The sequence below is a fragment of the Pseudomonas sp. Irchel 3F3 genome, from assembly GCF_900187545.1.
Classification (GTDB): Bacteria; Pseudomonadota; Gammaproteobacteria; order Pseudomonadales; family Pseudomonadaceae; genus Aquipseudomonas; species Aquipseudomonas fortuita.
Map to the genome: position 1 here is coordinate 98,687 of NZ_FYDS01000004.1, position 12,937 is coordinate 111,623.

At 66.5% G+C, this 12,937-nt stretch carries 13 protein-coding genes; 1 reads left to right on the forward strand and 12 read right to left on the reverse strand.

Annotated elements, in window-relative coordinates; genetic code table 11:
• From CKW35_RS09210 to CKW35_RS09265, 12 genes are all read right to left on the reverse strand, one after another.
• Nucleotides 1-660, reverse strand: a complete 660-nt coding sequence (locus CKW35_RS09210; protein WP_060517564.1) for a hypothetical protein — start codon at nt 658-660, stop codon at nt 1-3.
• Nucleotides 657-1,043 (reverse strand): type II secretion system protein GspM, encoded by a 387-nt coding sequence (gene gspM, locus CKW35_RS09215; protein WP_060517566.1) that lies wholly within the window; start codon nt 1,041-1,043, stop codon nt 657-659. Before gspM ends, CKW35_RS09210 begins: the two co-directional genes overlap by 4 nt.
• Complete coding sequence (gene gspL, locus CKW35_RS09220) at nt 1,040-2,116, reverse strand: type II secretion system protein GspL (RefSeq protein ID WP_095115944.1); 1,077 nt, start codon at nt 2,114-2,116, stop codon at nt 1,040-1,042. The genes gspM and gspL overlap by 4 nt, the downstream gene beginning before the upstream one ends.
• A complete protein-coding gene (locus CKW35_RS09225; RefSeq protein WP_016485128.1) occupies nt 2,113-2,703 on the reverse strand; it encodes a type II secretion system protein in 591 nt (196 codons plus the stop codon). Before CKW35_RS09225 ends, gspL begins: the two co-directional genes overlap by 4 nt.
• Nucleotides 2,704-2,765: 62 nt before the next feature.
• Nucleotides 2,766-3,134 (reverse strand): type II secretion system protein GspI, encoded by a 369-nt coding sequence (locus CKW35_RS09230; RefSeq protein WP_095115753.1) that lies wholly within the window; start codon nt 3,132-3,134, stop codon nt 2,766-2,768.
• Complete coding sequence (gene gspH, locus CKW35_RS09235) at nt 3,131-3,568, reverse strand: type II secretion system minor pseudopilin GspH (RefSeq protein ID WP_095115755.1); 438 nt, start codon at nt 3,566-3,568, stop codon at nt 3,131-3,133. Before gspH ends, CKW35_RS09230 begins: the two co-directional genes overlap by 4 nt.
• Nucleotides 3,569-3,570: 2 nt before the next feature.
• Nucleotides 3,571-4,005 (reverse strand): type II secretion system major pseudopilin GspG, encoded by a 435-nt coding sequence (gene gspG / locus CKW35_RS09240; protein ID WP_016485125.1) that lies wholly within the window; start codon nt 4,003-4,005, stop codon nt 3,571-3,573.
• A gap of 17 nt (nt 4,006-4,022) precedes the next feature.
• Nucleotides 4,023-5,225 (reverse strand): type II secretion system inner membrane protein GspF, encoded by a 1,203-nt coding sequence (gspF, locus tag CKW35_RS09245; RefSeq protein ID WP_095115757.1) that lies wholly within the window; start codon nt 5,223-5,225, stop codon nt 4,023-4,025.
• 3 nt (nt 5,226-5,228) lie between these two features.
• Nucleotides 5,229-6,677 carry a GspE/PulE family protein gene (locus CKW35_RS09250; RefSeq protein WP_095115759.1) on the reverse strand — a complete coding sequence of 483 codons (1,449 nt, stop codon included), beginning with the start codon at nt 6,675-6,677 and terminating at the stop codon, nt 5,229-5,231.
• Nucleotides 6,677-8,443, reverse strand: a complete 1,767-nt coding sequence (gene gspD, locus CKW35_RS09255) for a type II secretion system secretin GspD (RefSeq protein WP_177434962.1) — start codon at nt 8,441-8,443, stop codon at nt 6,677-6,679. The genes CKW35_RS09250 and gspD overlap by 1 nt, the downstream gene beginning before the upstream one ends.
• A 3-nt stretch (nt 8,444-8,446) precedes the next feature.
• Nucleotides 8,447-8,872: a pilus assembly protein PilZ gene (locus CKW35_RS09260; protein ID WP_095115761.1), complete on the reverse strand. Its 426-nt coding sequence runs from the start codon at nt 8,870-8,872 to the stop codon at nt 8,447-8,449.
• Nucleotides 8,869-10,509, reverse strand: coding sequence for a lipoprotein UxpA (locus CKW35_RS09265; RefSeq protein WP_095115763.1), 1,641 nt, complete (start codon nt 10,507-10,509; stop codon nt 8,869-8,871). The genes CKW35_RS09260 and CKW35_RS09265 overlap by 4 nt, the downstream gene beginning before the upstream one ends.
• A gap of 223 nt (nt 10,510-10,732) precedes the next feature.
• Between CKW35_RS09265 and CKW35_RS09270 the strand changes: the two genes are divergently transcribed.
• Nucleotides 10,733-12,808 carry a PhoX family phosphatase gene (locus CKW35_RS09270; RefSeq protein ID WP_095115765.1) on the forward strand — a complete coding sequence of 692 codons (2,076 nt, stop codon included), beginning with the start codon at nt 10,733-10,735 and terminating at the stop codon, nt 12,806-12,808.
• Nucleotides 12,809-12,937 lie beyond the last annotated feature (129 nt).

Genomic DNA, 12,937 nt, shown 5'->3' on the forward strand with positions numbered 1-12,937 from the left:
TTACCAGCGTAGGTCTCGCTGCCCCGCCAGCGCCTGGGGCCCGAGCCATTGGGCGCCCCGCAACAATGGCGTCAGTGCCGCCTCTGGTTGCAGCTCGAATACCACCTCTGCCCGGCGCGCCCCGAGGTCGGCATCCACGTCCAATTGATGCTGCCCCTGCTGCGCCAGTTGCCCACGAAGCCGCCACCCACTGTGGCAGTCCATCTCCAGCCAGCCCTGCCCCAAGCCCAGTGACCATGGCTCGCTCAGGGCCAGGTCGGTTACCGTTACGCGGCCTTCGCTGGCTCGGCATAGCCGCCCTGCCCCCTGCACCTTCAACGCGCCCTGCCACTGACCCGCCAGACGATAATCCGTGGACACCGTCGCCTCGGCGCCCCGTGCGGTAACCTCCATCTGCCAGCGCCATGGCCAGCCCGCGATGTGCAACTGCCAGCCCTGCCCCTGGACGCCAAACTGCGCATCCGCCTGCAAGTGCCAAGGCTGCACCACCCAGCGCAGCGGCCCGACTGGCCCTAACTGATGTGCCTGGCCTTGCCAAAGGCTCCCGCTCACCTCACGCATTGGCAGGCCGGACGCACGCACCAGCCAATTGGCCGGCAGCTCAACCAGCAGCGTCAGCACGAAGACCAGCAGAACCCACACCATCGCTCTGCGGTTCATGGCTGCACCCGCACATCGAACCGTAATCCCTTGCCATCCAGCTCCAGCCCCCATTGCAGCGGCTGTGCGCCTTCTGCGCGCAGGCTTTGCAACCAGCCTTGCAGGGCCCGCTCATCAGCCACCCGGCCCTGCAGTTGCCAGGTGTTGCCCTGCACATCGACCTCGGCCAGTTCGATCTGCCGGGCCTGGGCCGACTGGCGTAGCCGTTCCAGGTTCAGCCCGGGGCCGCCATGCAGGTTGGCGGCTTGTTCTGCCAGCCCCCGCCACTGACTGAGCTCGCGCCATTGCGCCAAGCCCTCGCGCACCGCCAGGAAGGTCAGCAACACGGCAATCAGCAACCAGGCGAATTTCAGCCGATGGCGCTGCATCCAGGCCCGGTTCATGCGGCCACCCCCAAGTCGAAGACCACTTCACCACCCTGTACCTGTACGGCAGCACCGGCAGCGTTGGCCATGCCCTGCCAGGGTGGCGCGGCGCCGTCGCCCTCTAGCCGCAAGTGCCAGCGCTGGCCGTCGAAACGCACCGCTTGCAGGCGCCAGCCGGGGTGATCCTGCAGCCAGGCCTGTAACGCTGCCTGCAGGTCTTCAAGCTGGCGGGTGCGTACCTGCTGCTGAAGCTCGCTTTCGCGCAGGCGCTTGAGGGCCTGCGCGGCGTGGCGTGGGCTGGCCTGCTCGCCCGTCACGGCAATGACCTGAGCGCGCCAAAGTTGTGCCTGGCGCCATTGCTGGCTCAACCACAGCCCGCCCCAGACTGCCGCCAGTACCAGGCAGGCTGCCAACAGTCGTTGCTGCGGGCGTGAAACGTCGGGCAACGAAGGGGCCTTGCGTGCACGCTCGAACAGGCCGGGTATCGTGTCGAGCGGCGCAAGCGCGCCTGGCCAGTTTCCACTCAGCGGCACGCTTTGCAGATGTGCCCACGGTTGCTGCGGCGTCTCACCCAGTGCTTGCGGCCATGCCAGCCAATGCTCCTGCCCGTCCTCGGCCAGCCCTTTGTACAAGGACATGCCGGGCGTGCGCTGCCAATGCCAGGCGGTGCCTGCCTCAGGCCCCGGCAGCAACTGCAACTCCGCCCAGCAACGCTCTACCTGCCAGCCCCATGCGGCACACTGCCCGCGCCAGCCGTCCAGTTGCTCACGCGCCACCACCAGCAAGCGAAGGTGCCCCGGCGCACGGGCCAGGCACGCGCAGCTGACTTCGTCCGGCGGTTGCAGCAAGCGGTCTTCGAGCAACAACGGCCACTCCTCACGCTTGAGCCCGGGTGGGGCGGGCACGTGGAAGAGGCTGCAGGCCTCGGCAGGCAGAATCAGGGCAACCCGGGCTTGCAGGTTCGCCGGTGGCTCACCCTGCCCCTGGCTTTGCACGGTGCCACCGTCCGCCAGCGCCCAGTGCCAGACATCACCCGGGCGCAGCAGCAACCAGGGCTGAGCAAATCTGCGCTGTCGCCATTCAAATTTCATGAGCGCCCCCACGGGAGGGCGAAGGTGCAGACATAAGGTGCTCCATCACGCTGCAGTTCCAGGCGCACGCCACGGCCGGGGTGCGCAGGCTGGTCAGAAGGCCAGGCCAGCCAACGGCCGCCCTGGTAATAAAGGATATTCATGGCACCGACCCGGTCGAGCCGCTCACGCTGTACCCAGTGCGGTGCGGCGGCGGCGTACAGGTCGGCCGAGCTTTCCAGCAGCAGGCGCTGCTCACGGGGCTCGAAGCGCAAGCGCTGGCGTTGCAGGCGCGAGCCGCCTTCGGCTTGCGGCAGGCCGGTGGTGGCAACCCACTGCAACTGGTTGCTTGCCGGTTGCCAGTCCAGCCAGCGGCTGGCCAGCGGCAGACGCTGGTCGTAGACGCGGCGCAGCACCGGGCTGTCGAAACGCCGCTCAAGGGCCAGGCAAAAGTCCAGCACCGAGGTTTCCTGGGTGGTCACCTGCAGGCGCTCGCGCACTTTCAGCCAGCCATTGACCAACGCAGCGAGCATGATGCCGAGCAGGACGGTCAGGGCCAGGGCGACCATCAGTTCGATCAGGGTAAGGCCTGCCTGGCGGCGCTTCATGTATTGATGCTCGGGTTCAATGCCTGCACAGAACCTTTGTAGGAGCAGTGGTGGCGAGCTTGTCATGGGTGCTCCAGAAACACGGTGTACTGGCCCAGTGGCACGCGTTGGTCGCGGTCGGCGAACAGTTGCAGCTCGCCACGGCGCAGGTCGCGCACACCAGTGCGGCGCAGTTGCAGTTGCCAATGACACGGCTGGCCACCCTGGCTCAGTTCACCCCTCACCGGGTTGGCGGCAGGCCAGAATTGCTCGACGGCGAAGCGTGTTTGCAGTTCGCGGGCACACAACAGGCCAAGGCGGTGTTGTTGCAGGTTGTGCTGCACGGCCAGGCGCTGACGCAGGACCTGGCTGGTGATCACCGCCAGCACAGCGGCGATCGCCAAGGCCACAGTGACCTCCAGCAAGGTGAAGCCACGCTGGCGTCGCTTCATGGTGCAACCGCTACCTGTAAACGGCCATCGCGGCTCCAGGCCCATTGCTGGCTGCCATCGGCCCAGCGCCAGCGCACGCTGCCCGGCTGTGCCCAGCCATGCGGGGTAAACAGCAAGTGGGGCTGCGGGCTGGCGGGCCAGTCCGGGTGCAGGCCCTTGGGCCAGTCGCCAAGCCCGACCGCTTCGACCACCCAGGCATTCCCCTCACGCCGCACGAACTCCGGGCGTCGGCCATTCCAGCGCAGGCCCCGCAGTTGCCCGGCATGCCGGGCCAGCGCGGCCTGGGCGCGAGTTTCGCTGGCCAGGCGTTGCAGGGCCTGATCGACACGGGCCTGGCCACCGCCGAGGCCGGCCACTGCCAGGCCTGTCATCAGCCCGGCGATGGCCAGCACCACCAGCAATTCGATCAGGCTGAAGCCCCGCTGACGGCGCACCCTTACAGCGCCCAGTTACCCAGGTCGGCATCCTGGCCTTCGCCGCCTGGCTGGCCATCGGCACCCAGCGAGTACACATCAACCCGGCCATGTTCACCGGGCATGCGGTACTGGTACGGGGTGCCCCACGGGTCTTGCGGCAGGCGTCGCACATAGCCGTCGCTGCGCCAGGCCCGCGGCAGCGGTTCCTGGCTAGGTTTTTTCACCAGTGCGGCCAGGCCCTGCTCGCTGCTGGGGAAGCGCAGGTTGTCCAGCCGGTACATGTCCAGCGCCTGCTCCAGGGTGGCCAGGTCGGCCATTACCTTCTGCTTCATGGCCTTGTCCTGGTTGCCCAGCACGCTGGGTGCAACCACGGCGATCAGCAGGCCGATGATGAAGATCACCACCATGATTTCCATGAGGGTGAAACCGCGCTGGCGGTTACGTCGATGCTGCATGGCAGTGCTCCTTGTATTCACAGTTGCAGGCCCTGGTTGAGTTGCATGATCGGCAGCAGCACCGCCAGCACGATGAACAGCACCACGGCGCCCATCACCAGGATCATCAGGGGTTCGAACAGCGCCATGGCGGTATCCACCTGGCGCGCAAAGCCACGCTCCTGGTCGTCGGCCACACGCTCGAGCATGTCGGCCAGGGTGCCGCTGGCCTCGCCGCTGCCGACCATGTTCACCAGCAGCGGCGGGAATTGCTGGCTGGCATCCAGGGCACGGTGCAGGCTGGTGCCGCCCTGCACTTGCTGGCGCACCTGCTCCATGGCCAGGCGTATGCGCCGGTTGCCGACGGTTTCGGTGGCCACTTGCAAGGCTTCGAGCAGGGCCACGCCACTGCCGCTGAGAATCGCCAGGCTGCGCGCCAGGCGTGCGCTTTCCAGCACCTGCAACAGGCTGCCGATACGCGGCAAGCGCAGCAGCAACTGGTCACGGCGCAGGCACCAGTGCGGCTTGCGCAGCAGCCAGGTGCCAAGCCCACCCGTCAATAGCGCCACCCCCATCAACCAGGGCCCGGCGTGCACCAGCCCCTGGCTCAGGCCGATCAGCAACGCGGTAATCAGCGGCAGGCTTTGCCCGGCGTGGGCAAACTGTTCGGTGAGCTTGGGCACGACAAAGGTCATCAGGCCGATGACCACGGCAAGCGATACGCCCATCAATACGGTGGGGTAGATCAGCGCAGTACGCGCCTTGTGTTGTTGCCGTTGCACCTGTTCCAGGTGGTCGGCCAGCCGGGTCAGCACCTGTGCCAGGCGCCCGGAGCGTTCGCCGGCCTCGACCAACGCGCAGTACAAGCCAGTGAACGGCGCCCCCTGGCGGGCCAGGCTGCGGGCCAGGCCCAGGCCTTCGGCGAGAGCGCCGCGCAGGGCCACCAGCACACTGTGCAGGGCCGGCTGGCGCAGTTGGCGTTCAAGGGTGGCCAAGGCATCGACCAAGGGGATGCCGGCACCGGTCAGCGTCGCCAATTGACGGGTTAGCTCACACAGTTGGGGCTGGCTCAGACGCTGGCGCCGGGGTTGCCGGTTGCTGATGTCCTGGCGCTGCAACTGGCGGGCAAACAGGCCCTGCTCGCGCAGCAACTGGCGCGCATGGCGTTCGCTGTCAGCCTGCAGGCTGGCCTTGCGGGTCTTGCCGGTGAGGTCCACGGCCAGGTAGCGATAGGTCGGCATGGGTTAGCCCTGCACCACGCGCAGCACTTCGGCCAGGCTGGTCTCGCCACGGGCCAGGCAGTCGCTGGCCATCGCGACCAGGCTCTGCCGGCGTTCGGCCAGGTAATCCTGCATGGCCAGTTCACTGGCGCCGTCATACAGCAAGCCGATCAGCCCGGCATCCAGCTCGATGAATTCGTACAGGCCCACGCGCCCGACATAGCCGCTGCCCTGGCACAGCTCGCAGCCCACCGGGTGGTAGCTGCTACCCAGCGCCGCCAGTTCCGGCCACAGGCCACGCTCGGCATGTTGCAGCGGCTGCGCTACGGCGCAACTGCACAGGCGCCGCACCAGGCGCTGGGCCAGCACCCCACGCAGGCACGAGGCAATCAGGAACGGTTCGATGCCCATGTCGCGCAGGCGGGTCACCGCGCCCACGGCACTGTTGGTGTGCAGGGTGGACAGCACCAGGTGGCCGGTCAGGCTGGCCTGCACGGCGATCTGCGCGGTTTCCTGGTCACGGATTTCGCCGAGCATGATCACGTCCGGGTCCTGGCGCAGAATCGCACGCAGGCCACTGGCAAAGGTCAGCCCCGCACGCGGGTTGATAGCGGTCTGGCCGATGCCGGCGATGGCGTATTCCACCGGGTCCTCGACAGTGAGGATGTTGCGGCTGCCATCGTTGAGGCTGTTGAGGCCGGCGTACAGGGTGGTGGTCTTGCCTGAACCGGTCGGGCCGGTGGACAGCACGATGCCATTGGGGCGGGCCAGGCAGCTGCGCAGGCCTTGCAATACCGAGGGCGGCATACCCAGGTTGCCCAGCGCCAGCAAGCTGGCCTGCTTGTCGAGCACACGCATGACCACGCGCTCGCCATGAATGCCGGGCAGGGTCGAAACCCGCACATCCACCTCACGCCCTGCCGCGCGCAGGGTAATACGGCCGTCCTGGGGCTGGCGCTTCTCGGCGATATCCAGGCGTGCCATGACTTTGATCCGCGACACCAGCATGGCCGACAGCGCACGTGGCGGGCGCAACACTTCGCGCAGGTGGCCATCGACCCGCAGGCGCACCACCAGGCTTTGCTCGAAGGTTTCGATATGGATATCCGAGGCACGCAGGCGCAGGGCCTGGCCGAACAGACCATTGATCAGGCGGATTACCGGGGCTTCGTCATCGCTTTCCAGCAGGTCTTCGATCTGCGGCATCTCGCTCATCAGGCTGTCCAGGTCGACCTGGTCGCCAATGCCTTCGATCAACGCTTCAGTGGCGCCATCGCCAGCCTGGTACAGCTGGCCGAGGCGCTCATCGAACACGGCAGGTTCCAGGTATTCGAGCCTGCACGGCTGGCCATGCACCCGCAGCAGCTCCTGCACCTGGGCACTGTCGGCGTCGGGCCGCAGCCACAGCTGCCAGCCCTGTTCCGTGGTGGTCATGGCCACCCCGCTCTGCCGCGCCTGGCGATAGGGCAGCATCACCAGGCACCGCCTTCGAGGCGCGCGCGGCTGGAGGGGAATACCTGCAACAGCGGCGTACCCTCGGCAAGGTCCGGCAGTTGCAATGGCGTGGTCTGCTGCAAGGTGCGGTATTTTTCTTCGCTGAGCCCGGCCAGGCTCGGCCCGTCCCGCAGAATGCGCGGGCGGATGAACACCATCAGGTTCTGCTTGGTGTTTTTGCTGGCATCGGAGCGGAACAGCCGGCCCAGGTAAGGGATGTCACCGAGCAGCGGCACGCGCTGGTTGCTGGTGCTCAACTCGTCGCTGATCAGGCCGCCGAGAATGACCAGGCCATTGTCTTCCACCATGACTTTGGTCTTGATCTCGCGCTTGTTGGTGATCACGTCACTGGCCGCGCTGGACTCGGCGATCGACGACACTTCCTGGACAATGTCCAGGCGCACGCTGTTGTCGATGTTGATCTGCGGCTTGATGCGCAGCTTCACCCCGACTTCTTTGCGCTCGATGGTCTGGTAGGGGTTGGCGTTGTTTTGCGTCACCGAGCCGGTAACGAACGGCACTTCCTGGCCGACCAGGATCGATGCTTCGGCATTGTCCAGGGTCAACAGGGTAGGCGTGGACAGCAGGTTGAAGCCGCTCTTGCCCTTCAGCGCATTGACCAGCATGGCAAAGTTGAACCCGCCGCCGAAATGGCCGATGCCCGCCGTGGCGCCGGTAGTCGCGGACAACAGGTCGCCAAGGGCCTGGTTGTCACCGCCGGCAGCAGCCCCGGCAATGTTGGCGATGTTTACCCCATTGCTGCCGAAATTGACGATGCCGGCCCCGAATTTTTCGTCGGCAAACAGCCATTGCACGCCCAACTCCTGGGCGCTGCTATCGGACACCTCGGCGATGATGGCCTCCACTACGACCTGGGCGCGGCGGATGTCCAGCTGTTCAACGATGGTGCGGTAGGCGGCCAGCTCGCTGTCGGGGCCGACCATGACCACGGCGTTGGTGCCTTCTTCGTACTCCAGACGGATGCCCGGGGCACCGGCAGCGGCCATCACCGGCCTGTCCTTGGCCTCGCCTGCGCCCGTGCCTTCAGCCGGCGCCATGCCTTCCTGACCAAGCCCGCGCAGCACCTTGACCACTTCACCTGCGTTGGCGTGCCGCAGGTAGATGACTTGGGTACTGCCGCTGCCGGGTGCTTCCTGAGGGCGGTCAAGCTGGCGCAGCAAGCTGGCGATACGGTCCAGGTTGCTGCGCCAGTCGGTTACCACCAACTGGTGCGCCGCCGGGTACGGGGTGATCACCCCCACCCGTGGGTCGATCAGCGGTTTGAGGATACCCAGCACCTGCTCGCTGGCGGCGTTGCGCACATTGAATACCCGAGTTGCCACGCTGTCACTGCCCTCGCCCTGCTGCCCACCCGCCTCCACCGGCACCGGCTCCAGGCGCGCGGCCTGGTCGGGGACAATCTTCACGCTGCCGTTGGGCAGGTCGACGGTGGCGTAGCCCTGGGCGCGCAACTGCGCCAGGAAGATGTCGTAGATGGCATCGGCGTCGTGCAGGTCAACGGTGCGCACGGTGACCTTGCCCTTGACCCGGGGGTCGACGATGAAGGTGGTGCCGGTGATGCGCGACACGCTGTCGATGAATTCGCCCAGTTCGGTGTCGACGAAGTTCACCTCGTACATCGGCGTACCATTTTCATCGAACACTGGCTCTTCGGCGCGTGCCTCAGGCAGGCCTGTGGCCAGGGCCAGGCTCAACACGGCGGCCACGCAGTATCTAACAGGCATCGTTCATCCTTGCCGCTTGAAGCCGGTCACGGCGGGGCGTGGCGGCCAGGGCAAGCGTTCACGCCGCCCCTGGTTGTTGAAAATCAGGCCATCGGTGTCGATGTCCTGCAGTACGATCCCCGGCGCCAGGCGCTGACCGCGGGCCAGGGTGCGCACCTGCTGGCCGTAGCGCAGCACCACTACGCTGGAAGACAGCGGCTGCGCCCTGAGGCCGCCGAGGTAGTGCAATGGCAGGCGGGTAATGGCGATGGCGCCATCGTCGATGGGCGCTTGCCAGTGCCCGACCATCAGCCCGGGCAGCGGGTTGGCGGCGGCCACCGGCGCGATGGCCGGTTGCGGCTGGCGGCTCAGTTGCAGCACGCACTGGGCGGCTAGCCAACCGGCCAGGGTCAGGCCAGCGCCGGTGAAAACGCGCGAGGCCAGCGTCACGAGGCCAACTGCCGTGGGTGCCAGCCCGGATGCCCCTGCACGTAACGCACTTCGGGCAGTTGCAGCGGTGCCAGCTGCCAGTCGCCACGCTGCCGGGCGAGCCAGGCTTCGACCCGTTGCCACAGGGGTTCGCCAGCCTGGCTTTCAAACTGCAGGCCGAAGGTGCGGCACAGGCCCTGCACTGGCTCCAGCCCAGTGACGCGCTTGCCTTGCGGGCTGTAGCTGACGCGCCAAGCCTGGCTCTGCCAGCGGGGCAGATCCTGGCTGTTGTCCAGCAACAGCGGGTCACCAAACAGCTGCTCTGCCGCGTTCTCCAGCACGTGCTCCACTTGCCGGGCCGGCGCTTCGACCACCGGCGCCGGGTAGCCACCGGTGAGGCTGATCAGGTGTTCGCGTGTGATCGATGCACCTGCGGGCAGCGGGTAGTCGTAACGCAGGCCCGGCAACAGCACGGGCATGCTGCTGTCATCGGCCAAGGCTTGATGCAGCAGGCGGTCCCAGCTACCGCCACGGGTATCGCGGCGCCACAAGGCCTGAGGCGCACGGGCCAGCGGTTGGTCGAGCCACGCCGCATGGCCGGCACGTTGCTGGCGCAGCTCTGCCTGCAATGGCGCGACGCGCAGCTGCGCGGCAGGCGCCAGTTGTTGTTCAAAGGCCGGGAAAAAACGCCCGTCGAAGTGCCACTGCCCGGCCACACGCTGGCAGCGCAGGCGGAACGCACCGCTGCCCCGGCAACCGGCGAACAGCACCGGTACCCGGCGACCACTGGCTTGGGTTACCTCGACGGGCGCCGGCCACAGGTCCTGGCCACGGGCGCACAACAGCACATCGATGTGGGGCACACGCTCGGCCAGCCAAAGGCCGGGGCCGGTGCCGACATCGGCCATGGCCACCACCAGGTCGGCCTCGCGCCGGGCCTGCTCGAAGACCGGCTGAAGTGACTGGTACCACTGTTTGAGAGAGGCTTTCTGGTCTTGGGCGTAGGGGTCGGTCACGCCGACCACGGCAACCCGGGCGCCGCCGCGCTCGAAGACGTGCAAGGCTTCCAGGCCCAGGGCCTGGCGTTGCCCGTCCGCCAGGCCGGCGCCGAGGCTAACTGCACCCGCCTGGCGATACAGCCCTGTGCTGCGTTGTGGCCACAGCACACGCTCGTCACTGCTGACCCGCGCTTCGATACCCAGCAGTTGGCTGCCCTGCACCCCGCTCTCGCCCTGGGTCAGGTAGGCCAGCCCACTGCCGTTCCAGCCCTGGCCATTCTCCAGGGTCAGGCTGTTGCCTGCGCCGGCCTCGCCGCGCAGTTGCTCCAGCAGGGCCGCCAGCACCGCATAGCCGCCGAGCTGGGCTGATGTTGCCTGGCTGGCATCGAGCAGCGGCGCCAGCTGCGGGTAGGCCAGGCTGGCGCTGCTACCGGTCATCCACGGCGCGCGGCCCAGGTGGCTGACCGGCCCCAGGCGGGTGGCTGGCACCACGGCCTGGCCGGGTTGGCGGGCATCGAGGGTATCGGCCACGTACAGCACGTCGAGCCGGGCGTTGCCGCCCTGCTGCCCAGGGAAGGCGGAACAGGCGCCGAGCAGCGGTGCCAATGCCCCGACACCCATCCAGCCGATCACTTCGCGCCTGTGCACACTGCTCGCCATCGCACCCGCCATCCTTTTTCGCACCATTCAGGGCCCCGGATGTTGCGGCGTTGGCATTACAGTTTGATGGCAGAAATCCGACAGCAATTCCAAATTGATCTGTAAGCGTAATTTCTAAGAGCGCGCCGTTTTAAAAGCCCCTTAACATTTCTGCCAATCAATCATCATATTTCCCCCCTAAAGTCGCGGGTTCCTCTAACTCAGCCACTACAAGGACACCCTGATGAGTCGAGATACCGGCGACAACCTGGACCGGAACCACAGCGGCAACATGCCGATGGCCAATGTCATGGACGCCTACCTGAGCCGCCGCAGCGTGATGCGCGGCAGCCTGGGCGCCGCCATCGCCATGATCGCCGGTACCGGCCTGACAGGCTGCTTCGACGGTGGTGGTTCCGATCACGATGATCCGGTCACCGAACCACCGGTGACCGAGCCGCCTGTCACCGAGCCAGAGGTGCCGAAACTGGCACTGGGCTTCCAGTCCATCCCCGGCTCGCGTACCGACGCCTGCGTGGTTGCCGCCGGCTACAGCGCCTACGTGCTGGCGCCCTGGGGCACGCCACTGAACAGCAACGCCAACCCATGGAAGCCCGACGGCAGCAACACCTCGACCGACCAGGCCAACGCCATGGGCATGCACCATGACGGCATGCACTTCTTCCCTATCAACGGCAGCTCGGAAGACGGCCTGCTGGCGATCAACTTCGAGTACATCGACACCGCCGCCCTGCACCCGGCCGGCCCGACCACCGATGTCAACGGCAAGCGCCCGGTCGAGGAGGTGCGCAAGGAAATCAATGCCCACGGGGCTGGCGTGGTGCGCCTGCAGAAAATCAGCGGCCGCTGGCAAGTGGTCGACAACGACCCGCTGAACCGCCGCTTCACCACGGCTTCGCGCATGGAAATCACCGGCCCGCTGCGCGGCACCGACCACGTCAAGACCAAATACTCCACCGCCGGTACCCACTGCCGCGGTACCAACAACAACTGCGGCAACGGCTATACCCCGTGGGGCACCTACCTGACCTGTGAAGAGAACTGGCCGGGCATCTTCGTCAACAAGGGCACCCGCCCCGAAGACCAGCGCCGCATTGGCGTAGGCACCTCCAGCGGCCAGTACAAGTGGGAAAGCGCTGCCGGTGACAGCACTGAAGTGGCTGACGAATTCGCCCGTTTCGATGTGACCGTCAAGGGCGCCAGCGCTACCGACGACTACCGCAACGAAGCCAGCACCTACGGCTATATCGTCGAGATCGACCCGTACAACAGCAGCACCCTGGCCACCAAGCGCACCGCCCTGGGCCGTTTCCGCCACGAGGGCTGCGCACCAGGCCTGCCTGTCGCCGGCAAGCCGCTGGTGTGGTACATGGGTGACGACTCGAACAACGAGTACCTGTACAAGTGGGTGTCCACCGCCGTGTGGGATGCCGCCGACGCCACTCCGGCGGACCGCCTGGCCACCGGCGCCAAGTACCTGGACCAGGGCAAACTCTACGTGGCCCGCTTCAATGCCGATGGCACCGGTGTATGGCTGCTGCTGGATGTGGCCACTGCCACCACGGGCGGTAGCACCTTGGGTGCGCTGTATGGTGACCTGCCGGGCATCATCCTCAACACCCGGGGTGCCGGCGATGCCGTGGGTGCAACACCGATGGACCGCCCGGAATGGACCACGGTCAACCCGCTGAATGGCGATGTGTACCTGACCCTGACCAACAACAGCGCGCGCACCCCGGAGAAGGTCGATGCGGCCAACCCGCGCGGCCCGAACCGCCACGGCCATATCATTCGCTGGCATGACAGCGACGACCAGTTGAGCTTTACCTGGGACATCTTCGTGTTCGGCGCCAACGCGGCCGGTACCGCCGACATCAACCGCTCCGGCCTGACCGAACTGAACCAGTTCGCCAGCCCCGACGGCATGAGTTTCGATAGCCGTGGCGTGTTGTGGTTCGAGACCGACAACGGCGAGAGCACCCTCACCGATTACACCAACGACCAACTGCTGGCGGTGATCCCTACCGACCTGGTGGACGCCACCGGCAAGCAGGTGCCGGTGAACGCACAGAACCAGGTGGACCTGCGCCGCTTCTTCGTTGGGCCGAATGACTGCGAAGTGACCGGGATTGCCTTTACCCCGGACAACAAGACCTTGTTCGTGAACATTCAGCACCCGGGGAACTGGCCGTATACCGACAAGGCAACCGATGCTACGCCGGCCGGAGCCAAGGTAAGGCCGCGGGCTTCGACGGTGGTGATTCAGCGGATTGATGGCGGGGAGATCGGGACTGCCTGATCGAGCTGTTTACGGGGGCCGCTTTGCGGCCCTTTCGGCGGCAAGCCAGCTCCCACAGGGATATCACAGGCCATGAATGCCTTGGTTTCCTGGGGGAGCTGGCTTGCCGGCGAAAGGACTGCAAAGCAG

Coding starts and splice junctions, on each gene's coding strand:
- CKW35_RS09210 (WP_060517564.1), bottom strand. CDS start 660: ATGAACCGCAGAGCGATGGTGTGGGTTCTGCTGGTCTTCGTGCTGACG.
- gspM (WP_060517566.1), bottom strand. CDS start 1,043: ATGAACCGGGCCTGGATGCAGCGCCATCGGCTGAAATTCGCCTGGTTG.
- gspL (WP_095115944.1), bottom strand. CDS start 2,116: ATGAAATTTGAATGGCGACAGCGCAGATTTGCTCAGCCCTGGTTGCTG.
- CKW35_RS09225 (WP_016485128.1), bottom strand. CDS start 2,703: ATGAAGCGCCGCCAGGCAGGCCTTACCCTGATCGAACTGATGGTCGCC.
- CKW35_RS09230 (WP_095115753.1), bottom strand. CDS start 3,134: ATGAAGCGACGCCAGCGTGGCTTCACCTTGCTGGAGGTCACTGTGGCC.
- gspG (WP_016485125.1), bottom strand. CDS start 4,005: ATGCAGCATCGACGTAACCGCCAGCGCGGTTTCACCCTCATGGAAATC.
- gspF (WP_095115757.1), bottom strand. CDS start 5,225: ATGCCGACCTATCGCTACCTGGCCGTGGACCTCACCGGCAAGACCCGC.
- CKW35_RS09250 (WP_095115759.1), bottom strand. CDS start 6,677: ATGCTGCCCTATCGCCAGGCGCGGCAGAGCGGGGTGGCCATGACCACC.
- gspD (WP_177434962.1), bottom strand. CDS start 8,443: ATGCCTGTTAGATACTGCGTGGCCGCCGTGTTGAGCCTGGCCCTGGCC.
- CKW35_RS09265 (WP_095115763.1), bottom strand. CDS start 10,509: ATGGCGAGCAGTGTGCACAGGCGCGAAGTGATCGGCTGGATGGGTGTC.
- CKW35_RS09270 (WP_095115765.1), top strand. CDS start 10,733: ATGAGTCGAGATACCGGCGACAACCTGGACCGGAACCACAGCGGCAAC.